Here is a 22,607-nt window from a genome sequence, read left to right on the forward strand (position 1 = left end):
CATGGGCGTGTGTGACCGTTGTGACTTCATGTCATCCTTGTTAGGATGATAAACGATGTGAAGATCGTCGTTTCGTAATGATAGCGGGGGATAAACAATCAGGAATTGATACTGATTGGTATTTCATCCAGCAAGAGTAGGCATTTTTAAAAGCATTTAATCCTACGTGAGAATTCGTTTTTCTTAGAAATAAGAGACGTTCTCTTTGTGTTTTTTTTGGTATATACCATTGCGTTCATAGGGATCTTATAGTGGAACACTTCTCTCCCCCTCCCGCTAAAGTGATTAGCGCATTACTGCAACATACCTATGTGATGTCTATCTATGCCAAAGATATGCTATATGCATTGAAAGCGGATGTTGCGGAACTGAATCTGGATAAAAGTCGTATCGTATTGGAAGTCGAATATTCTGGCTCGGATATCGAAAGATACTTTGCAGATGGCGGTTTGAATTTTGATCTAGAGGCACTCAAAGGCACGGAGAATATAGAAAGAGAAACCTACAGTCTTTGTAATATTCCCACACAGTTATTTAAGACGGATAGTGTATTTTATCGTCTTGAATGCCGCTTGCCAGAATCTGTTTTCGTCACAGAAAACAGAGGGGCGATTCGTATTCCCTTTATTCTTGGTATGCAGGCCCGTGCTCGCATCGAAGTTTATCTACACGCGCTTAACGTGCCGGGGACACTGCGTAATTTATCGACCGGTGGATGTATGGTTGAAATCGATCTGGTTGAGAGTATTGCGATTGAAGTAGGTCAAGATATTCCCGGAATCACGCTTGAATTCCCTAACGGAGAAAGTTTTTATGCCGAGGGGAAAATTCGCCATATACGGCCCTTTGGAAATAATGGCTATGCCGCCGTTGGCATCCAATTTATCAATTTGTCTTCATCCCAGTCGGAAGCCTTGCTTCACTACACAAATGAGTCGGAAAGAGAGGCGGCATATCGAACCGGCGTCACTGGCAGCATGGTGTATTCGTCCCCGTTGTTCATTCCGGGATCCAAGGAGAAAAGCATATTGCTGCGAGAAAGCCAGGAGCGAGAAAAACGTACTCGCCAGACGCCCATGGAACGAGGAGTGATGGAGGTTGCTCATCGGCTTCAGATTGGGTTGATGTACATGAAAACGCGCAATCAACTGCCGATTGATATCTTTTATGACTGCGTCGATACCTTGCTCTATATGGTCAAAAAAGAGAGAAAAGCCTTTCTGTATGCGCTGTCGTTCCTGCGCGATGAGGCGGATTGGGTCAGGCATGCGGTTCAGGTTGCGGGGAAACTGGCTGATATGCTGTTAATTTCCGATCCACATAACTCTCAGGTGCGTGAGGCGGTGTTAGGCGCATTACTCCACACTATGGGTAAGCCACTGCTGGTAAACGCCCGTCTTCCGTCGCTGAAAGTGAATATGAATCCGGCGCAGAAAGCGATCCTTAGCGGTCATGTAGGCGTGCTGTGTGCGAAATTACGTGAGCTAGGTTGGGTGATAACCCCCACGTGTCGCGATGTGATTGAGAATGCTAACGAGCGTTTGGACGGTAGCGGCTACCCGCAAGGCAAACGCGCCGATCGACTATCGGAGTTAGCCAAATTGGTATCCGTGATTAAGGCGATTAATAAGCTAAGGCATGCGCGTAATGGTATTTCTCCCCGTACGCCATTGGCGACCTACCGCAAAATCTATGAGGCTAACGCCGCCTATGATAAGGCGATTCTGGTCAGGTACGTGCAGATTTACGGCCTCTACCCAATAGGCAGTCTGGCGAAATATTCAGGAGGCTTTCTTGGATGGGTGATGGATATTGATAAACAGGGCAAACCTATCGTGGTGCATCTCATTAAGAACCTACGCTTTCCTGATACCAATATCAGCAGTGTCGTTTCCAATGGTGATTTGTTGCAGGTCGGTAAGCTCGAAAATATTGTTCACCCTGACGATTTCGGCATGAAAGTCCTAAAAATTTAGCCCACATCCTGTTTGTATGGGGCTGCGTGGCAGCCCCCCCTTCTGAATGCTTTCCTATCGATATCGCCATGAAACGCGCACTCCATCGGCTATAACACTTTAAGCAATAAGGACTATCAGAAAAACCATTTAGTCATTTTGGTTATTTAATATTTCCATCATTTCTTTAATTGTTAAGATGCAGATCGTTACCCTTATCCTCCATCCATCTTTTTATTGCATGTTTTTGTATTAGCGTCGTTGGCTAACTGCACAGGCACAAGGAAACAGAACTCACAATGACTACTCCGGTTTCCCCCACTTCATTGCTTCCGCTGAGTGCGGAGCAATTAACGCGTTTACAGGCGGCAACCGGTGATTTCTCATCGACGCAGCTGGCCTGGCTATCCGGCTATTTCTGGGGGCTGGTACAACAGCCTGGGAACGTGCAGTCTGGTGCAACGATCTCTGCTGTGGCCACCGCTTCCGCAGTCACGGTGCCAGTACAAACCATCACGCTGATCTCTGCCTCGCAGACTGGCAACGCACGTCGGGTCGCGGAACAATTGCGTGACGACCTGCTGGCGGCCAAGCTGTCCGTCAATCTGGTTAATGCGGGTGATTACAAGTTCAAGCAAATCGGGCAGGAAAAGCTGCTGCTAATTGTGGCGTCGACGCAGGGGGAAGGGGAGCCGCCGGAAGAGGCGGTCGCGCTGCATAAGTTCCTGCTGTCAAAAAAAGCGCCGGAGCTGAAGGACACCGCGTTTGCCGTGTTTGGGCTGGGTGATACCTCTTATGAATTCTTCAGCAAGGCGGGTAAGGATTTCGATGGCCGCCTGGCTGAACTCGGCGCGGAGCGCCTGCTGGATCGCGTTGATGCCGATGTGGATTATCAGGCGCTTGCTGAACAATGGCGACGTCAGCTGGTTGATATTTTGCAGGCGCGAGTGCCAGTTCAGGGCAACGCGGTGGCACAACTCGCCGCTCAGGGCGCACTGGATGAAATTACCAGCAGCCCGTACAGCAAATCCTCGCCGTTGCAGGCCACGTTTGCGGTGAATCAGAAAGTGACCGGGCGTGGTTCAGAAAAAGACGTACGCCATATCGAGATCGATCTGGGGGATTCCGGTTTACGTTATCAGCCGGGTGATGCGCTGGGTGTCTGGTTTGATAACGATCCAGCGCTGGTGAAGGAATTGCTGGAACTGCTGTGGCTGAAAGGTGATGAATCCGTCAGCGTTGACGGTAAGACGCTACCATTATCGCAGGCGCTAAAAAGCCACTTTGAATTGACGCAAAACACCGCACCGATCGTCGAAAAATATGCTGCCCTGTCGCGCAATGAGACGCTGTTGTCGCTGCTGGCCGATAAGCCTGCGCTTCAGCAGTTTGCGCAGCGGACGCCGCTGGTGGATATGGTGCGACAAGCGCCAGCAGAACTGACGGCGGAACAGTTGCTTGGTCTGCTACGCCCGTTGACACCACGTCTTTACTCCATTGCTTCATCGCAGGCAGAAGCCGAAAGCGAAGTGCATATCACCGTTGGCGTGGTGCGCTACGAATACGAAGGTCGTGCGCGTGCCGGTGGTGCTTCCAGCTACCTGGCCGACAGGCTGAGTGAAGACGATGAAATCCGCGTCTTCATCGAGCATAACGATAACTTCCGCCTGCCTGCTAACTCGGACACGCCGGTCATCATGATTGGGCCGGGAACTGGTATTGCACCGTTCCGCGCCTTCATGCAACAGCGCGATGCCGAAGGGGCAGAAGGGAAAAACTGGCTATTCTTTGGTAACCCACACTTTACGGAAGATTTTCTGTATCAGGTTGAATGGCAGCGCTACGTGAAAGAAGGGCTGCTGACGCACATCGATCTGGCGTGGTCGCGCGATCAGGCACACAAAATCTATGTACAGGACAAGCTGCGGGAAAAAGGTGCGGAAGTCTGGCGCTGGATTCAGGACGGTGCGCACCTATACGTGTGTGGAGATGCTAACCGTATGGCGAAAGACGTCGAGCGAGCACTGCTGGATGTGATAGTTGAGCATGGCGGCATGGACAGTGAACAAGCCGATGAGTTTTTAAGCGATCTGCGCCTTGAGCGCCGTTATCAGCGAGATGTGTACTAATGAGCGAAAAATACGTTTTCAGTGAAAAACACCCTGGCCCCCTGGTGGTAGAAGGGAAACTCGCTGATGCCGAGCGCATGAAGACAGAGAGTAATTTTCTGCGCGGTACGATTGCTAACGATCTGAACGAAGGTCTGACCGGTGGTTTCAACGGTGATAATTTCCTGCTGATCCGTTTTCACGGCATGTATCAACAGGATGACCGTGATATTCGCGCTGAGCGTGCCGAGCAGAAGTTGGAACCGCGTCATGCGATGATGCTGCGCTGCCGTCTACCCGGCGGCGTCATGACGCCGGAACAGTGGTTGGGAATCGATCGGTTCGCCAGTGAAAGTACCCTGTATGGCAGTATCCGTATTACGAACCGTCAGACGTTTCAGTTCCACGGTATTCTGAAACCGAACGTGAAGCCTGTGCATCAACTGCTTAACCGTTTGGGGTTGGATGGGCTGGCGACGGCAAATGATGTGAACCGTAACGTGCTGTGTACCTCCAATCCGGTGGAATCTGAACTGCATCAGCAGGCGTATGAATGGGCGAAAAAGCTCTCTGAACATTTGTTACCTCGCACTCGCGCCTATGCCGAGATCTGGCTAGATCAGGAAAAAGTGGCGACGACGGATGAAGAGCCGATTCTGGGTTCGACCTATTTGCCGCGTAAGTTCAAAACCACGGTGGTAATCCCGCCGCAGAATGATGTGGATCTGCACGCAAACGATCTTAACTTCGTGGCGATTGCTGATAACGGTCGTCTGGTGGGCTTTAACGTGCTGGTGGGGGGCGGGTTATCTATCGCCCACGGTGACAAAGCGACCTTTCCACGCACTGCCAGTGAGCTAGGCTACATTTCGATTGAACATACGTTGGCCGTTGCGGAAGCGGTAGTAACCACGCAGCGCGATTGGGGCAACCGTACCAACCGTAAAAATGCCAAAACGAAGTACACGCTGGAACGTGTGGGTGTAGATAACTTCAAACAGGAAGTGGAAGCGCGTGCCGGTGTGAAATTTGAAGCGGTGCGTCCTTATGAATTCACCGAACGCGGCGATCGCATCGGCTGGGTAAAAGGCATCGACAATAAATGGCACCTGACGCTGTTTATCGAAAACGGCCGTATTCTCGATTATCCGGGGCGTCCGCTGAAAACCGGTCTGGCAGAAATCGCCAAGATCCACAAAGGAGATTTCCGCTTAACGGCGAATCAGAATTTAATCGTTGCGGGCGTTCCTTCACGTAGCAAAGCGAAGATTGATGCGCTGGCGCGTGAACACGGTCTGATTGATGACAGCGTTAGCGAGCAGCGCAAGAATTCGATGGCCTGCGTATCGTTCCCGACCTGTCCGTTGGCGATGGCTGAAGCCGAACGTTTCCTGCCGGAATTTGTCACGAAAGTGGAAGGCATCATGCAGCAGCACGGCGTAGGTGATGAGCACATCGTTCTGCGCGTTACGGGCTGCCCGAACGGCTGCGGCCGTGCGATGCTGGCGGAAATCGGTCTGGTGGGCAAAGCTGTAGGGCGTTATAACCTGCACCTTGGCGGGAATCGCGAGGGAACTCGTATTCCTCGTATGTATCGCGAAAACATTAATGAAGCCGAGATCCTTACCGAAATCGACAGGCTTGTCGGACTGTGGGCGCAAGATCGCCAGCAGAACGAAGGCTTCGGTGATTTCGTTATTCGTACCAACATCATTAGACCGGTGCTGGATCCCGCTCGCGATTTTTATGACTGACAGGAGATCCTGATGGCCGAATTTAACCTCAAGGCGCTCAACGCGTTACCGAAAGATGAACAGGTGGCCGCGCTGGCTGGCGTGAATGGCCAGCTTGAACAACTGTCTGCGCAGGAAAGAGTGGGCTGGGCGCTGGAGAATCTGCCCGGCGATTTTGTTTTGTCGTCCAGTTTCGGCATTCAGGCTGCTATATCGCTGCATCTGGTGACGCAACAGCGGCCGGATATTCCGGTTATCCTTACGGATACTGGCTATCTGTTTCCTGAAACCTATCAGTTCATTGATGCACTAACGGAACAGCTTAAACTGAATCTGCAAGTGTATCGCGCCGCGGAGTCTCCTGCATGGCAAGAGGCTCGCTACGGGAAACTGTGGGAGCAGGGTGTGGAAGGTATTGAGCGCTACAACTTGCTGAATAAAGTCGAGCCGATGAACCGGGCACTGAGCGAGCTAAACGCAGGAACCTGGTTTGCGGGCCTGCGCCGTGAGCAGTCCGGCAGTCGGGGGGAATTACCCGTGTTGGCGATTCAGCGCGGCGTCTTCAAATTCCTGCCGATTATCGATTGGGATAACCGGACGGTGTATCAATATCTGAAAGAAAACGGCCTTAGCTACCATCCGCTATGGGATCAGGGCTATTTGTCAGTCGGAGATACTCACACCACCCGCAAATGGGAACCGGGCATGAGCGAAGAAGAAACACGCTTCTTCGGCTTAAAGCGCGAGTGCGGGTTGCACGAAGGGTAAAAGAGAAAACTGGGTATCGCCCGGTTTCAGGTTGCTGACAAAGAATCGCTGAGCGGTAGTAACGGATAGATCGTAAAGACGCTGTGAATACATCCTTGTAAGCTCGAGCCGCACCATCCCTGGCGCGGACGCTTTACTCTTCTATTCCGTTACTCCCGTTTTCATTCAGTAAATAGGTTTGTCAATCGTCTGAAACCGGGCATCGCTGGGGTTAAGGGCTGTGCTGCGCGCTCTGAATCGCGGTCAGTGCGATGGTATAGACGATATCGTCAACCAGCGCCCCGCGTGAAAGGTCATTTACAGGTTTGCGCATCCCTTGCAGCATTGGCCCGATAGAGATCAGGTCGGCGGAGCGTTGAACGGCTTTGTAGGTGGTATTGCCGGTATTCAAATCCGGGAAAATAAAAACGGTCGCTTTCCCTGCTACCCTTGAGTCCGGTGCCTTAGCGCGGGCAACATCTGCCATGATCGCGGCATCATATTGCAGCGGACCATCAATAATCATATCCGGCCGTTTAGCCTGTGCCAGCCGCGTCGCCTCCCTCACTTTTTCGACATCGTTGCCAGAGCCGGAATTGCCGGTCGAATAGGATATCATCGCCACGCGTGGTTCAATGCCGAATAGCGCCGCTGAGTCTGCGGATTGAATCGCAATCTCGGCCAATTGTTCTGCCGTAGGATCGGGATTGATCGCGCAGTCGCCGTACACCAGTACCTGCTCGGGCAGTAGCATAAAGAAGATGGAGGATACCAGAGAGCTTTCCGGCGTGGTTTTAATCAGCTGTAGTGGAGGACGTATCGTGTTGGCAGTCGTGTGTACCGCGCCAGAAACCAGACCATCAACTTCGTCTTGTTCGAGCATCAGCGTGCCAAGTACGACATTATCCTCCAACTGCTCACGGGCGACGATGTCCGTCATTCCTTTGTTTTTTCGTAACTCAACCAGACGTGGCACATAGCGTTCCCTGACAACGTGGGGATCGATAATCGTGATACCATCGCTCAGCGATACGCCTTGAGACGCCGCGATGTGCCGAATATTTTCTGGATCGCCTAATAATACACAGTGAGCGATGCCGCGTTCGGCACAGATGGCAGCCGCTTTGATTGTACGTGGTTCATCCCCTTCGGGTAACACGATGCGTTTACCTGCGCGACGCGCCAGTTCGGTTAACTGATAGCGAAACGCCGGTGGTGACAGACGATGCGTACGCTCGGTGGCCGCACTCAGCGTATCAATCCAGACGGGATCGATATAGCTTGCCATGTAGTCGCATACCTGCTCGATACGCTCGTAATCATCAACGGGCACTGTTGGCTGGTAGCTCTGTAAATCCAAAGAGGTTTGCCAGGTATTACTCTGTACCAGATAGACGGGCAGGCCTGTGGCAAAAGCGCGTTCGCATAAGGTATGGATACTGCGGGGGATAGGCTCGCCTCCTGTGAGCAGCAGAGCGCCGATTTCCACCCCGTTCATTGCAGCCAGACAGGCGGCAATAATAACTTCGGGACGATCGGCTGATGTCACCAGCAGCGCACCAGGCTGGAAATACTGCAACATATGCGGCACGCTGCGCGCGCAGAAGACGATCGATTTTATACGACGAGTCTGTCGATCGCCGGTGTGGATCGCGGTAGCCTGCAAATGGCTGACAATATCGCTGACCCGAGTTGAAATCAGATCAAAATTCCATGGCACCGCGCCGAGTAAAAGAAGTGGGTTCATCGCCTTCAGTCGCTTTATGTCCAGACTAACGACGTTAGCTCCGTTTGCATCGTCAAAAATCCGCGAAAGATCCGGTCGTGCACGGCCTTGTTCATCAACTGGGGCATTGATCTTATTGACGATGGCACCAATGATGGAGGTTCCTTTATTGGGTTTCAGACTGCTTCGCGCCAGTTCAATACGTGCTTTTAGTTCATCGGCATTGTCAGAACCTTGCGACAGAACCAGAATGACTTCCGCGTTCAGGGTATTGGCAATCTCCGTATTAAGCGATGCTGCGAATGGGTGCTTACGCGTCGGCACCAGACCTTCAACCAGCACGATATCGGCATGGCGGGTGTTTTCGTGATAACGGGCAATAATTGTTTCCAGTAAAATCTCTTTTTTCTGCTGTGACAGCAGTGATTCTGTATGCGCTATCGTAAGAGGTTCCGCAACGGGAAGGCGGGAACTGGTGCGAACTATTGCCGTGGTTAGATCTGTAATGTCGTTACTGTCGCGCGGCTGCGCGACAGGCTTGAAGATACTCAGGTGTACGCCTTTACGTTCCATTGCGCGAATAAGGCCAAGGCTGACGCTCGTCAGCCCCACACCTGTGCCAGTAGGGATGAGCATAATGGTACGGGACATGTCTTATCCTTCTTATTTTCTCGTGTGATAGAGACTCGTCATACAGCAAATGGGTTATGCATAGTTGTATGCGTCAATGCACTGCCCTGAATGTAAGTTTTTTAGAGCTGGGTTAACTGTGATTGAATGCCGCCAGGCTACTGCTACGTAAATCAATGACCATCCGGCCTTTGATTTTTCCTTGCTCCATTTCTTCAAAAATGGCGTTGACGTCTGTCATTGGGCGTAGTGTCACTTTAGGGACGACTTTCCCTTCCTGAGCAAACTGGAAAGCCTCCCGTAAATCCTGACGTGTCCCTACCAGTGAACCGATGACCTGAATGCCATCAAGCACCAGACGCGGAATGTACAGGTCCATACTTTCGGGAGGCAGGCCGATGGCAACCACACGCGCCCCGGCGCGTACCGCATCAATGGCAGAATTAAACGCAGCCCGCGCGACCGCGGTGACGACAGCAGCATGCGCACCGCCTACTTTTTCCTGAATGATTTCCGCCGCGTTTTCTTTCGCTGGGTTGATGACTAAATCTGCACCCATCTCTTTTGCAAAGGCCAGTTGGACATCGTTAACATCCACGGCGATAACGTTGGCGTTAAAGACGTTTTTTGCGTATTGCAATGCCAGATTCCCTAACCCGCCGAGGCCATAAATAACAATCCACTGGCCGGGCTTAATGGTGGAAACTTTGACCGCTTTGTAGGTTGTTACGCCCGCGCAGGTAATACTGCTGGCCGCCGCCGGATCCAATCCATCGGGAACCTTGACCGCATAATCTGCGATGACAATACATTCTTCAGCCATACCGCCATCGACTGTATAACCAGCATTTTTGACGCCACGGCATAGCGTCTCATTGCCGCCGACACAGTATTCACAGTGTCCACATCCTTGATAGAACCAGGCCACGCTGGCACGATCACCCGGTTTGAGTGAGGTGACACCGGGCCCAATGGCTTTAACGATGCCAATGCCTTCATGGCCGAGAATGACCCCGGTTTTATCACCATAATCACCATTCTTGACGTGTAGATCCGTATGACAGACACCGCAGTATTCCATGGCGAGCAACGCTTCGCCGTGGCCGGGTTCGCGTGATGCTTTTTCAATAATTTCGGCTTTTCCACCTTTACCGGCGACAACTGCTTTCATAACTGACTCCTGTTCGTATTTAACATATAAATAAGCTGGCGATGACACATGCCGCTTGCGAGGCGACGGCGAAAAATTAAGATGAGTTTCACCTTGTGATGCTGGATGGCATCACAGAAAGACTCGTTATATGGATAAAGAAAAGATAAGTGGCTAGTGCTGTAAGCGCCGTCGTAGCGTCAACGATGGCTTCTCGTTAAAGAGCTTTTGATAATCTCTGGCAAACTGGCTCAGGTGCCAGAATCCCCATTGCATGGCAGCATCTTGAACCGTACGGTGCGGCGATATTGGGCTGATGAGTTCGCGACGAACCGCGTTGAGACGGATGATTTTTAGCCAGGCATTGGGACCAATGCCTACCACGCTGTGGAAGGCGTTCTGTAATGTTCGGCGACTCACGTGTAACTGGCGGCAGAGATCGAGCACAGTGACTGGCTCTGATGTCTGGCTCAACACATACTCACGTACAAAAGAAATCAATTTGCGATGGTGATGACTTTGCGCATATTCAGAGGACGGTTGAACATTTTCCAGAAAGGAAATTAGCGTAGTCAATAGGTTATGTTTCAGCACTTTTTCTGCATTAGGTGTTTTCATCACGTGGGGGCAATGGCAGCTATACCAAAGAGCCTGACGGATAAATGAACACAGCGTGGCTTTTTTGTCGTGTTCTATTTGCAGCGTTGCACCCTGATTCAACCTCTGAGTCAGCCACTCTGGATCGCTAAGTGCGCCAATATACTGATTAAGCACATCGTGTGAGATAACAACGCCCAAAATGGAAAACTCATCGGGTGTACTTAATTCAAATTCTTTGCCGCCGGGGCTAACAGCGATGCTGTATTCATCCAGCGCTTGGGCATCAATAAATCCCATACTCTCTTGTGTCGAAGGGACGCCGAACCAGAATGAACCAGGCCATACCATACAAGATTGGCGGAGCGCGAGGTTCGTGTATTCGTGACAAAGCTGAATGCCATCTAACAGTAATTCCTGAAGTTCGCCGCGGAAATGGCCGGGTGAAACCTGATCGTACAACTGCTGCCAGGCTGTGATCGTACAGGACTGGGCATAGACATCCTGTGTAGAATATTGATGGATGTACTGCTCCTGACCTTGAGAAGACAATCCTTTTTCTGGAGGAGTGACCCTGGGCACAAGCTGATGCAGTGGCGGGGTATTCTCGGTTCTCATATGCATTTTCCTCCCAGAAAAAGCCTGACTCTATGGTGATATCCAACATCGTGATACCCAGCATGCTTGCAAGCCATCGTCGCTATAACGCGCTCCTGCCTGTTATTCACTGCGATGGCTGTATACCCGTCATACTTCAAGCTGCTTGTGCGTTGGCTGCCCTTACTCACCCCGGTCACTTACTGGTGTAAACTCCCGGGGATTCAGTCGGTTGCCGCCTTCACGCAACTCGAATTATTTAAGGTATGGTACTGATAAAATTAAACGATCCTGAACATATCTACCATCACACAGCGTCGAATTCGCACAAAAGTGCGTGCGGATGTCACACCTTCGCCCGTCGGCGTGGAAATGGTCATGGACGTACACCCTTCGCCGCCCAATCCTAATCCCGCGATACAGGGGCCATTTTTCACAAAGATGCTGGTGTTGATCGCATTCGCCATCTTGTGCAGATTATTAATATTTGTCGAATGCATGGCGGCGGTATGGCGGCGTCCGCCTTCCAGATGGATGGCAAGTTTGATGGCTTCCTCCACATCCCGCACACGAACAATGGGCAGAACCGGCATCATCATTTCGGTTACGGCGAATGGGTGATTCGCGTCCGTTTCCGCCAGTAACAGACGAGTGTGTTCGCTCACATCCAAACCAATGGCTGCCGCAATTTTGGCCGCGTCGCGACCTACCCAATCACGATGTGGACGGCCGTTCCCATGCTCATCAATATCGGTGAGTAACAATGACTGAAGTTGCTCGGTTTGTTGACGAGTGAGTAAGACAGCCTGGTGGTATTGCATTTCCGACAATAATTCATCGGCGACGCTGTTGACCACGATTGCCACTTTCTCATCAACACAGATAATGTTGTTATCAAACGATGCGCCGCGAACAATATCACGTGCGGCGCGTTCAATATTTGCTGTCTCATCAACAACGACTGGTGGATTCCCCGCTCCAGCGGCAATCAACCGTTTGTCTGTATGTTTGCGGGCAGCTTCCACGACGGCTTCGCCCCCAGTTACAACCAGCAGGCTGATACCGGGGTGCCGGAATAGCCGCTGTGCAGTTTCAATATTAGGCTCTGCCACCGTCACTAACAGGTTCTCTGGGCCACCTACGGCAACAATGGTTTTATTCAACAGGCTGATTGTGTAGAGCGACACTTTCTTTGCCGAGGGATGTGGAGCAAAAACGATACTGTTGCCTGCGGCAATCATACTGATGGCATTATTGATAACGGTGGCGGCCGGATTGGTTGACGGCGTGACGGATGCCACGACGCCCCATGGTGCGTTTTCAATCAGCGTGAGTCCGTTATCTCCTGTCACTACTTTTGCCGACAGGCTCTCGGTTCCGGGCGTACTACGCGCCTGTGAGACATTTTTGGCATATTTATCCGCCACGCGTCCCATGCCGGTTTCTTCCACAGCCATTTCGGCCAGAACCTGCGCATAGCGTTCGCCAGCCTGACGGATGGCCGCGATAACATTTTGCCGCACAATGATGTTATCCAGCTGTTTTTGCGCGTGCGTGGCTGCAGAGACGGCATCGTCCAGAGAGGCAAAGATCCCATATTGTGCATTGAAATCAGTAACAGGGCGTACCGGGGCGTTGAGCTCGAGTGTTGATTGTTCCATACGCGCAATCCTCTTCTATTAATAAGCTAATTTGGCTTGACGTTTGTCGTGGCATGACCACAACAGATTCGCGTCCATACCACGAGGAATCTAGATCCATTCTGTTCAGTCAACGCTTGAACGAATCGTGTGAACCTCTTCTCGTTAATGGCTTTTTGCTGCCCGCGGGGCTACTGGCATGTTGCTATGAATCTGGAAAAGCAAATATCAAAAATCGGCAAACTATCCGCAACTTTGACGTGCGTCATAAACTCTTTCGAACAAATGTTGGTGTAAGGTCGATTGCTGACGAGGATGTGTGAGTAGTCGGATTTATTTTACTGTTATTCCATTACGGAACTTGTCATTCCAATTCGGCATTTCATAAGTGTTCTGTCCTCACCGTATAGTCGCATTATCTACTTTTTTGCTTAGTTAAGGCGATTGTGAACTATCTCCCTATATTTGCCGATCTTCGTCAGCGTCCGGTACTGGTCGTCGGCGGCGGTGAGGTTGCTACGCGCAAAATCGATCTGCTGCAACGCGCGGGTGCGGAGGTAAAAATTGTCGCACAGGCGCTGGCGGAACCGCTGGCAGCACAGCATCAGGCTGGGCATGTTGAATGGCTGGCGCAATCTTTTACACCGGAACTGTTATCCGGCGTATTTCTGGTGATTGCCGCAACGGATGACGCCGAGCTGAATGCCGCGGTGTTTGAGGCGGCGAACCAGCGCCATTTGCTGGTCAACGTGGTGGACGACCAGCCGAAGTGTTCGTTTATTTTTCCCTCGATTGTCGACCGCTCTCCGCTGGTAGTGGCGATTTCTTCGGGTGGGCAGGCACCGGTGCTGGCGCGGTTACTGCGTGAAAAACTGGAATCATTATTGCCCGCCAGCTTGGGGACGATGGCAGAAATCGCCGGAAGCTGGCGCGACAGGATTAAGACCCGATTGCATTCGATGTCAGCCCGTCGTCGCTTTTGGGAACGGCTGTTTGTCGGACGCTTTGCATCGCTGGTTTCCGCCGGACAATTGGATCTGGCCGAAGACGAACTACAACAGCAGTTGGTTAATCAGCAAGACGAACAGCAACGGCCTGCGGCTGCGCGAGGTGAAGTGGCACTGGTTGGCGCAGGCCCCGGTGATGCCGGGTTGCTTACGCTGCGTGGATTACAGGTGATGCAGCAGGCGGATGTGGTGCTGTATGACCATCTGGTCAGCGCCGAGGTACTGGACCTGGTGCGCCGCGATGCCGAACGCATCTGCGTCGGGAAACGCGCCAGCACGCACTCGCTGCCGCAGGATGAGATTAATCAGCTATTGGTGAAGCTGGCGCAGGAAGGCAAGCGGGTAGTGCGCCTGAAAGGGGGCGATCCCTTCATATTTGGCCGCGGCGGTGAAGAGCTGCAAGCGGTGGCGCAGGCAGGGATCACCTTTCAGGTTGTGCCCGGTGTGACGGCCGCAGCGGGTGTCACGGCGTATGCGGGGATTCCGTTGACGCACCGTGATTATGCACAGAGCGTACTGTTTATTACCGGACACTGTCGTCCCGATGGCGACGCGCTGGACTGGTCAACACTGGCTCGTGGGCGTCAGACGCTGGCAATTTACATGGGAACGATGAAGGCAGCGGAGATTTCACAGCAGCTTATCGCGCATGGTCGCTCAGCACAGACGCCAGTTGCTGTCATCAGTCGCGGTACTCGACACGATCAGCAGGTGCAAATTGGCACGCTGCAAGAGTTAGAACATTTGGCACGGCAAGCGCCGACACCGGCATTGCTGGTGATTGGCGAGGTGGTGGATTTGCATCATCAGATTGCCTGGTTTGGTCAGACAACGCCGACGGTGGCACAAGACAGCCGCCCAGCGGTAGTAAACTTGGCTTAAGGAAAGGGTATGGACGAGAAACGACTCACGCATTTACGGCAGCTCGAAGCCGAAAGCATTCACATCATCCGCGAAGTGGCGGCCGAGTTCAGTAACCCGGTGATGATGTATTCCATCGGCAAAGACTCTTCGGTGATGTTGCATCTGGCGCGCAAAGCATTCTATCCCGGATCGCTGCCTTTTCCGTTGCTGCATGTTGATACTGGCTGGAAATTTCGTGAAATGTACGAATTCCGCGACCGTACGGCGAAGGCCTACGGCTGTGAACTTTTGGTGCACCGCAACCCACAGGGTGAAGCGTTGGGAATTAACCCCTTCGTGCACGGCAGTGCCAAGCATACCGATATCATGAAAACCGAAGGTCTAAAGCAGGCGCTGGATAAATACGGTTTTGATGCCGCGTTTGGCGGGGCACGTCGCGATGAAGAGAAATCACGTGCCAAAGAGCGTATTTACTCCTTCCGCGACCGTTTCCACCGTTGGGATCCAAAGAACCAACGCCCGGAACTGTGGCATAACTACAATGGTCAGATTAACAAAGGCGAGAGTATCCGCGTTTTCCCGCTTTCCAACTGGACAGAGTTGGATATCTGGCAATATATCTATCTGGAAAACATCGATATTGTCCCGCTGTATCTGGCCGCCCCGCGTCCGGTGCTAGAGCGTGATGGCATGTTGTTGATGGTGGATGACGATCGCATCGATCTGCAACCGGGTGAAGTGATCGAACAGCGCATGGTGCGCTTCCGCACGCTAGGCTGCTGGCCGCTGACGGGCGCGGTAGCATCGCATGCGCAGACATTGCCGGAAATCATCGAAGAGATGCTGGTTTCCACGACCAGTGAGCGTCAGGGAAGGGTAATTGACCGCGATCAGGCCGGTTCAATGGAGCTGAAAAAGCGTCAAGGGTATTTCTGAGGAATCGTCGAATGAGCCAAATTTCTTTAAAAGACACAGTTGCAGAAAATGCGGCTGAGAAAGATGCAGTCGTCATCAATAATGCGATTGCACAGCAGATCGCCGAGCAAGGTGGTGTGGAAGCGTATTTACACGCGCAGCAGGATAAAACGCTGCTGCGTTTCCTGACCTGTGGCAGCGTCGACGACGGAAAAAGTACGCTGATTGGCCGTTTGCTGCACGATACTCGCCAGATTTATGAAGATCAGCTCAGCACGCTGCACAATGACAGCAAGCGGCTGGGGACGCAGGGCGAAAAGTTGGATCTGGCGCTGCTGGTCGATGGGCTTCAGGCTGAGCGCGAGCAGGGCATCACGATTGATGTCGCTTATCGCTACTTCTCGACGGAAAAACGTAAATTCATCATCGCCGATACGCCAGGGCACGAACAGTACACGCGTAACATGGCAACTGGCGCATCGACCTGTGAGCTGGCGATCCTGCTGATTGATGCGCGTAAAGGCGTATTGGATCAAACCCGTCGTCACAGCTTTATCGCAACCCTGTTGGGTATTCGCGATCTGGTGGTGGCGGTGAACAAAATGGATTTAGTGGATTATCAGCAAACGGTATTTGAACAGTTTAAGCAGGATTATCTGGATTTCGCCCAGCAGCTGCCTGCCGACCTGAATATTACCTTTGTGCCGATTTCCGCATTGGATGGCGACAATGTCGCGACGCCAAGCACGACGATGGGGTGGTATACCGGGCCAACGCTGCTGGACGTGCTGGAGACGGTCAATGTGGCGCAGCGCACGCTGGAACAGCCGATGCGTTTCCCAGTGCAATACGTCAACCGCCCGAATCTCGATTTCCGCGGTTATGCGGGCACGCTGGCCTCCGGCATTATCCGTGTCGGACAGCGGGTCAAAGTGTTGCCGTCCGGTGTCGAGTCTACCGTCAGCCGTATTGTGACCTTTGACGGCGATTTGCCGCAGGCGCAAGCGGGTGAAGCGATTACGCTGGTGCTGGCAGATGAGGTTGATATCAGCCGTGGCGATCTGCTGGTCGACAGCAGCGAATCGCTGAAAGCGGTGCAGCATGCGCTGGTGGATGTCGTCTGGATGGCAGAACAGCCGCTGGTACCGGGACAAAGCTACGATATCAAGATTGGTGGTAAGAAAACGCGTGCCAGGGTCGAGAATATCCAATATCAGGTTGATATCAATTCGCTGACGCAGCGCGTAGCGGAAAGCTTGCCGCTAAATGGCATCGGTTCGATTGAGTTGGTTTTTGATGAGCCACTGGTGCTGGACAATTACCAGCATAACGCGGTGACAGGCGGGATGATCTTTATCGATCGTCTGAGCAACGTCACGGTGGGAGCTGGTTTGGTACGGGAACCTATCGAACAGGTGTATCAGGAGCCGGGTGCGTATGGCGCGTTTGAACTGGAACTGAATGCATTGGTTCGCCGTCACTTCCCGCATTGGGGTGCGCGCGATCTGCTGGGAGGCAAATAACGTGTCTTTACGCCACTCGCCAACCGACGATAACGTCATCTGGCATGCGCATAATGTTACCCGTGAGTCGCGCGAAAAACTGCATGGCCATCAGGGCGTCGTTATCTGGTTTACCGGGCTATCTGGATCCGGTAAATCCACGCTGGCGGGGGCGCTGGAACAAGCGCTGCACCAGCGTGGCGTCAGCACCTACCTGCTGGACGGCGATAACGTTCGGCACGGACTGTGTCGGGATCTGGGCTTCACCGACGACGATCGGCGCGAGAACATTCGTCGCGTGGGTGAAGTCGCCAAACTGATGGTCGATGCGGGTCTGGTGGTTCTGACTGCGTTTATCTCGCCGCATCGCGCCGAGCGAAAAATGGTGCAGGATTTGCTGGGAGAAGGGCAATTCATTGAAGTCTTTGTGGATACGCCGTTAGCTACCTGTGAAGCGCGTGACCCTAAAGGGCTGTACAAAAAAGCGCGTGCGGGGGAGTTGCGTAATTTCACGGGAATCGACTCGGTATATGAAGCGCCGGAAGCGCCGGATAGTCATCTGGATGGTGAACAATTCGTAACAAATTTGACCGACCAATTGTTAGATCTGCTTGGCAAGCGAGCTATTATCAAGCTCTGATGTCCCCGCTTTTTTCACCGCGCTGTTGGGTGATGCAGGGGAAGAATGGGAAAGATTATGCAAAATGCCACGCAGTTAACGATTAGCAAGACTCGGCCAGCGCAAGAAGAGGATGACGGCGTTTCCTACCTGTTTATGGGGGCGGTGACGGGGTTCTCCTTTTATTGGTTGGCCTTTAGCATCCCTTTTCTGGTATACGGCTCTAATACCACGTTTTTCTTTATGCTCTATACTTGGCCGTTCTTTCTGGCGCTGATGCCGTTTTCGGTGCTGGTTGGCGTCGGGCTTAGCTTTTTGCTGAGAGGTTATCTTTTTTATACGCTTTTTGCGACGGGATTGACGGTGGTCTGTTTGTTCTGGCTGGTCTTTTCTTTTCTGACGGGGTGGTAAAGGGGAGAAGGCTGACAGCGTGGACGCTGACAGCCCGTTATTTTACCGCATTCAACGTATTTACAGGATCTTGCTCAAGAAAGCCTGCGTGCGCGGGTTACTCGGATGAGTAAAGATCGCCTCTGGTGTGCCCTGTTCCTGAATAATTCCCTGATCGATAAAGATCACTCTATCAGCGACTTCTCTGGCAAAGGCCATTTCATGGGTCACGATGACCATCGTCATGCCTTCGTTTGCCAGCGTTTTCATCACGGCCAGCACTTCGCCAACCAGTTCCGGGTCTAGTGCCGATGTGGGCTCATCAAACAGCATGATTGCTGGCTCCATCGCTAACGCGCGGGCAATAGCAACACGCTGCTGCTGACCACCGGACAGGCTGTTCGGCCAGGCATCGATTTTATCCAGCAACCCGACCTTGCTAAGCAACGCTTTAGCACGCTCAACGGCCTGCGCACGGGGTAATTTCTTCACCCCCATCGGGGCCATAATCACATTTTCCAACACCGTCATGTGTGGGAACAGATTAAAGCGCTGAAACACCATACCGACGCTTTCACGCATACGGTTGATATCGGTTTTCTGATCGTGAATGGCAAAACCGTTAACAGTAATCTCGCCTGCCGACAGCGTCTCCAGGGCGTTGATACAGCGCAGAAAGGTACTTTTTCCTGAGCCGGATGGGCCAATCAGGCAGAGCACTTCCTGAGGTGCGATATCACAGGAAATACCACGCAGGACATGGGTATCACCAAATTGTTTTTGCAGGTTATTAACGTGAATCACTTTTGCCAAACCTCGTTTCCATGTGCCGCACCAGCAGCGAGAGCAGGAAAGTAATAACCCAATAGACGATAGATATCGCCAGATAGGGTTCCCAGTACGTGGCGTAAGCCCCTGACACCGTGCGCGCGGCATAGGCGAGATCCGCCAATCCGATTGCCGACGCCAGCGATGAATCTTTCACAATGGCGATAGCATTATTACCCAGCGGCGGCAGCATACGGCGAAAAGCCTGTGGCAGGATGACTTTTCGCATGGTGCGACCATAGCTCATGCCGAGAGAGCGTGAAGCCTCCATCTGGCCGCGATCGATAGATTGAATACCGGCGCGGAATATCTCGGAGACATAGGCACCCGCATTCAGCGTAATCGCCACTATGCAAGAGAGGAACGCGCCGTAATCCGAGCGTAACGTACGGGCAAAATCGACCGACATAATATTGCTTGTCACCAATAGCCCGTCACGTGGGTTGATGAATAGCGGTACCAGAGCAAAGTGCACAACCATGATCTGTACAAACAACGGCGTGCCCCGGAAGGCGCTGATATAGATCCGAACCGGCCATTGAACACCGTAGTGCAGTATGTATTTCCACGGTCCGTGCGGCGCTTGTGCTAAGCGGCCTAATCCGAGCGTTAATCCCCAGCAAGTGCCAAGAATGACACAAATAATGGTGCATTTGATGGTCATCCAGGTGCCTTCCATAAATAGCGGGGCATATTCCTGAATGATCTCCCAACGAAATCCCGTCAAGATCGTTTCCTTTTTTGAATAGGCTAACGTAATGGTTTTTATAAATTAAACCGGACAGGCTGACTGTCCGGTTGGTGCGATGTCTCACACGAGGCGATTGAAACCAGGAGAGGTGCTGATATTACTCTGCGGGTAAGGTCGGCACATTGTTATCAAACCAGGTTTGATAGATCTTGGCGTAGGTGCCATCAGCAACGATTTTTTTCAGCCCGGCGTTAATCTTCTCGCGTAGTTTATCGTTGCCTTTCGCTACGGCGATCCCGAAATACTGGCGTTCGAATTTGGCGTCAGAAACCAGGTTGAACTGTTTTTCAGGGTGAGTCTTAATGTAAAACTTCACCACGCCCACATCGCCAACTGCGGCACCCACACCGTCTTCATACAGCTCTTGTAACATTAACGGGGTGTTATCAAAGCGCTTAATCGATGTACTGTTTTTGCCTAATACGTCGGAGACTACGATATCGGCAGTACTGGAGTTCACGACACCCACTTTGTGATCTTTCAGGGCAGCAATTGAGTCGATCGTTGAACCTTTAGGCACCACGATGGACTGCTCAGCAGGGAAATAAGGCGCAGAGAAATCGACCATTTGCTTACGTTTGTCGGTAATCGTGATACCGGAGATGATAATGTCACGGTCGCCAGAGTTCAGAGTCGCAAAGATGCCTTCCCACGGTGTATTGATCAGCTTGATATTAAAATTCTCCGCCTTGGCGATCGCTTTAATAATATCAATATCAAAACCTTCCAGCTCTTTCTGCGCATTTTCAAACTCAAATGGGCGGTAGGTTCCGCCAGAGCCGACAACGTAAGTAGGTTCAGCTGCGAAGGCGCTAGTGGATAATGCGGTGGCGAAAAGCGCACCAACGAATAACAGTTTTTTGAACATGGGTTTCTCCTGGTTTAAATGTAAAATTTTCTTTTTTTATGCACTTTGTATGCATAAAAATACACAGATAGCATTAATGGTTCAACAGACGTTTTCCTGTGGACGGTTTTAGCCATGCCGCTTCGATGCTTTTGTCTCTTCTGGCGAATGGCTGAGATCGCAGAAAGTACGCGGGGAGAACAGATGACACGGGTGTTACTTGGGAGCATGTTTGACGTGATTTTCTGCCCGAAATATCCCCATTTGGGCATGACGCAGGGTGAATATTGTCTTCCACAGGTGGACACAGTGGAGTCAAAACAAAAGTTATGGGATGATTAGGCGGTTTTTCAGGGGGCGGGATGGGAAAGCTTACGCTGTTATTATTGATATTGCTTGGCTGGCTTCAGTACTCACTGTGGCTGGGTAAGAATGGCATTCACGATTATGTTCGGGTGAAGGATGATGTTGTTGTCCAGCAGGGGAACAATGCCAAATTAAAAGACCGTAATGAACAACTGTTTGCCGAAATTGACGACCTCAATGGCGGACAGGAAGCGATTGAAGAGCGTGCACGCAATGAACTGGGTATGATCAAACCCGGTGAAAGCTTCTATCGTCTGGTGCCAGAGTCGGGTCACCGTAACGCGAACACGCCTTCATCTAACAATACTTCATCCAACAACACACAACGTTGACGCATGCAAACACCGAGCTTTTCCCCGCCTGAAATTGTTGCCGTTTTGCCCGCTGCGGGCAACGGTAGCCGGATGCAAAACGATCGTCCTAAGCAGTATCTGACGATTGGCAATGATGCTACTGGCCATAAAACTATTCTTGAACATACCCTCGACGCGCTTTTACGCCATTCACAAGTACAGCGTGTCGTCGTCGTTATCAGTCCAGATGACACCGTCTTTCATACTCTTGCGATTGCCAACGATCCCCGTATTTGTGCCGTAACGGGTGGGCTACAGCGTGCGGATTCCGTTCTGGCTGGGCTAGCTGTCGTTGACGACAGCGCGTGGGCGTTGGTGCATGATGCGGCGCGTCCGTGCCTGCATCAGGACGATCTGGCGCGCTTGCTGGCGATTGTCGAGCAGAGTGATGTCGGTGGAATTCTAGCCGCGCCGGTTCGTGATACCATGAAACGCAGTACGGGCGGGTTTATCGATCGCACAGTAGAACGTAACGATTTGTGGCATGCGCTGACGCCGCAGCTTTTTCCTGCGGCACTGTTGAAACAGTGTCTGCAACGTGCGCTTCAGGATGGCGTTGCCGTCACAGATGAAGCCTCCGCGTTGGAATATTGTGGCTATCGCCCGCAAATTATCAGCGGACGTTCGGACAATATAAAAGTCACGCGTCCAGAGGATTTGGCATTAGCCGAATTCTATTTAACCAGTTTGCAGTAATCTCATTTTATTCGCTAAATACATAAGGAGAATGCGCGATGCGTATCGGTCACGGTTTTGATGTCCATAAGTTCGGTGGAGAAGGTCCGCTGGTGATCGGTGGCGTGCGAATTCCTTATACTCAAGGTCTGTTGGCACATTCCGATGGGGATGTGGTGCTGCATGCGGTGACCGATGCCTTATTAGGCGCTGCCGCGTTGGGCGATATTGGTAAACTGTTCCCTGATACCGATCCGGCTTTTAAAGGGGCGGACAGCCGTGGCTTGCTGCGTGAAGCCTGGCGTCGTATCAATGACAAAGGCTATCAACTGGGTAATCTGGACGTCACGATTATTGCGCAGGCACCGAAAATGGCACCGCATATCCCACAAATGCGCGTGAATCTGGCGGAAGATTTGCTGTGCCATATGGACGACGTCAATGTGAAAGCGACCACGACGGAACAGTTAGGCTTTACTGGTCGCGGCGAAGGTATTGCGTGCGAAGCCGTTGCCCTGTTGGTGAAAAAAGAAACGGGCGAAATTGTTGCGTGGTAAGAGTTTGTTTTATAAAAATTGTTTACCAACAATATCTGACCAATAATCGA

General features: G+C 51.9%; 19 protein-coding genes. 12 read left to right on the forward strand and 7 right to left on the reverse strand.

All coding sequences use genetic code 11. The features are described 5' to 3' along the window. Window positions 1-251 precede the first annotated feature (251 nt). The 4 genes from CLR69_RS17175 to CLR69_RS17190 all read left to right on the forward strand — a co-directional run bounded on the left by CLR69_RS17175 (window position 252) and on the right by CLR69_RS17190 (window position 6,564). A complete protein-coding gene (locus CLR69_RS17175) occupies window positions 252-1,976 on the forward strand; it encodes a PilZ domain-containing protein (RefSeq protein WP_129712082.1) in 1,725 nt (574 codons plus the stop codon). 278 nt (window positions 1,977-2,254) lie between these two features. Beyond that, window positions 2,255-4,084, forward strand: a complete 1,830-nt coding sequence (cysJ, locus tag CLR69_RS17180; protein ID WP_129712081.1) for an NADPH-dependent assimilatory sulfite reductase flavoprotein subunit — start codon at window positions 2,255-2,257, stop codon at window positions 4,082-4,084. Then, the gene (gene cysI / locus CLR69_RS17185; RefSeq protein ID WP_129712080.1) at window positions 4,084-5,817 is read left to right on the forward strand and encodes an assimilatory sulfite reductase (NADPH) hemoprotein subunit; all 1,734 of its coding nucleotides are present in this window, start codon (window positions 4,084-4,086) and stop codon (window positions 5,815-5,817) included. Before cysJ ends, cysI begins: the two co-directional genes overlap by 1 nt. A gap of 12 nt (window positions 5,818-5,829) precedes the next feature. Further along, entirely contained in the window at window positions 5,830-6,564 is a 735-nt protein-coding gene (locus tag CLR69_RS17190; protein ID WP_129712079.1) for a phosphoadenylyl-sulfate reductase, read from the forward strand. A 211-nt stretch (window positions 6,565-6,775) separates the two neighbouring features. Here the strand turns inward: CLR69_RS17190 and pta are convergent, their stop codons facing one another. From pta to CLR69_RS17210, 4 genes are all read right to left on the reverse strand, one after another. Further along, a complete protein-coding gene (pta, locus tag CLR69_RS17195; protein WP_129712078.1) occupies window positions 6,776-8,920 on the reverse strand; it encodes a phosphate acetyltransferase in 2,145 nt (714 codons plus the stop codon). A 112-nt stretch (window positions 8,921-9,032) separates the two neighbouring features. Next, entirely contained in the window at window positions 9,033-10,070 is a 1,038-nt protein-coding gene (gene adhP, locus CLR69_RS17200; RefSeq protein WP_129712077.1) for an alcohol dehydrogenase AdhP, read from the reverse strand. 153 nt (window positions 10,071-10,223) lie between these two features. Next, entirely contained in the window at window positions 10,224-11,264 is a 1,041-nt protein-coding gene (eutR, locus tag CLR69_RS17205) for an HTH-type transcriptional regulator EutR (protein WP_129712076.1), read from the reverse strand. A 260-nt stretch (window positions 11,265-11,524) separates the two neighbouring features. Further along, complete coding sequence (locus CLR69_RS17210; RefSeq protein WP_129712075.1) at window positions 11,525-12,904, reverse strand: aldehyde dehydrogenase family protein; 1,380 nt, start codon at window positions 12,902-12,904, stop codon at window positions 11,525-11,527. Window positions 12,905-13,329: 425 nt separating this feature from the next. Here CLR69_RS17210 and cysG point away from each other — a divergent pair, with 425 nt between their 5' ends. The 5 genes from cysG to CLR69_RS17235 are packed head-to-tail and all read left to right on the forward strand — an operon-like array spanning window position 13,330 to window position 18,201. Further along, window positions 13,330-14,772 carry a siroheme synthase CysG gene (gene cysG, locus CLR69_RS17215; protein WP_129712074.1) on the forward strand — a complete coding sequence of 481 codons (1,443 nt, stop codon included), beginning with the start codon at window positions 13,330-13,332 and terminating at the stop codon, window positions 14,770-14,772. A gap of 9 nt (window positions 14,773-14,781) precedes the next feature. Continuing rightward, window positions 14,782-15,690: a sulfate adenylyltransferase subunit CysD gene (gene cysD, locus CLR69_RS17220; protein ID WP_129706364.1), complete on the forward strand. Its 909-nt coding sequence runs from the start codon at window positions 14,782-14,784 to the stop codon at window positions 15,688-15,690. An 11-nt stretch (window positions 15,691-15,701) separates the two neighbouring features. Then, window positions 15,702-17,192, forward strand: coding sequence for a sulfate adenylyltransferase subunit CysN (gene cysN / locus CLR69_RS17225; RefSeq protein ID WP_129712073.1), 1,491 nt, complete (start codon window positions 15,702-15,704; stop codon window positions 17,190-17,192). Next, window positions 17,131-17,811 (forward strand): adenylyl-sulfate kinase, encoded by a 681-nt coding sequence (cysC, locus tag CLR69_RS17230; RefSeq protein ID WP_242451649.1) that lies wholly within the window; start codon window positions 17,131-17,133, stop codon window positions 17,809-17,811. Before cysN ends, cysC begins: the two co-directional genes overlap by 62 nt. A 57-nt stretch (window positions 17,812-17,868) precedes the next feature. After that, window positions 17,869-18,201, forward strand: a complete 333-nt coding sequence (locus tag CLR69_RS17235) for a DUF3561 family protein (RefSeq protein WP_197730590.1) — start codon at window positions 17,869-17,871, stop codon at window positions 18,199-18,201. A gap of 60 nt (window positions 18,202-18,261) precedes the next feature. Here the strand turns inward: CLR69_RS17235 and CLR69_RS17240 are convergent, their stop codons facing one another. The 3 genes from CLR69_RS17240 to CLR69_RS17250 form a co-directional block, all read right to left on the reverse strand. Continuing rightward, complete coding sequence (locus CLR69_RS17240) at window positions 18,262-18,984, reverse strand: amino acid ABC transporter ATP-binding protein (RefSeq protein WP_005973500.1); 723 nt, start codon at window positions 18,982-18,984, stop codon at window positions 18,262-18,264. Beyond that, window positions 18,971-19,735, reverse strand: coding sequence for an amino acid ABC transporter permease (locus CLR69_RS17245; RefSeq protein WP_039306715.1), 765 nt, complete (start codon window positions 19,733-19,735; stop codon window positions 18,971-18,973). Before CLR69_RS17245 ends, CLR69_RS17240 begins: the two co-directional genes overlap by 14 nt. A 121-nt stretch (window positions 19,736-19,856) precedes the next feature. Beyond that, window positions 19,857-20,627: a basic amino acid ABC transporter substrate-binding protein gene (locus CLR69_RS17250; protein ID WP_129712072.1), complete on the reverse strand. Its 771-nt coding sequence runs from the start codon at window positions 20,625-20,627 to the stop codon at window positions 19,857-19,859. A 341-nt stretch (window positions 20,628-20,968) separates the two neighbouring features. On the opposite strand from CLR69_RS17250, the gene ftsB reads away from it, so the two are divergent. From ftsB to ispF, 3 genes are read left to right on the forward strand one after another with little or no spacing between them, the layout of a single operon-like run. Further along, on the forward strand, window positions 20,969-21,304 hold the full coding sequence (gene ftsB / locus CLR69_RS17255; protein ID WP_129706355.1) for a cell division protein FtsB: 336 nt from the start codon (window positions 20,969-20,971) through the stop codon (window positions 21,302-21,304). A gap of 3 nt (window positions 21,305-21,307) precedes the next feature. Then, window positions 21,308-22,021 carry a 2-C-methyl-D-erythritol 4-phosphate cytidylyltransferase gene (gene ispD / locus CLR69_RS17260; RefSeq protein WP_129712071.1) on the forward strand — a complete coding sequence of 238 codons (714 nt, stop codon included), beginning with the start codon at window positions 21,308-21,310 and terminating at the stop codon, window positions 22,019-22,021. A 38-nt stretch (window positions 22,022-22,059) separates the two neighbouring features. Then, on the forward strand, window positions 22,060-22,557 hold the full coding sequence (ispF, locus tag CLR69_RS17265; RefSeq protein WP_129706351.1) for a 2-C-methyl-D-erythritol 2,4-cyclodiphosphate synthase: 498 nt from the start codon (window positions 22,060-22,062) through the stop codon (window positions 22,555-22,557). Window positions 22,558-22,607: the final 50 nt, after the last annotated feature.

It is taken from the genome of Pectobacterium zantedeschiae (assembly GCF_004137795.1).
GTDB lineage: Bacteria > Pseudomonadota > Gammaproteobacteria > Enterobacterales > Enterobacteriaceae > Pectobacterium > Pectobacterium zantedeschiae.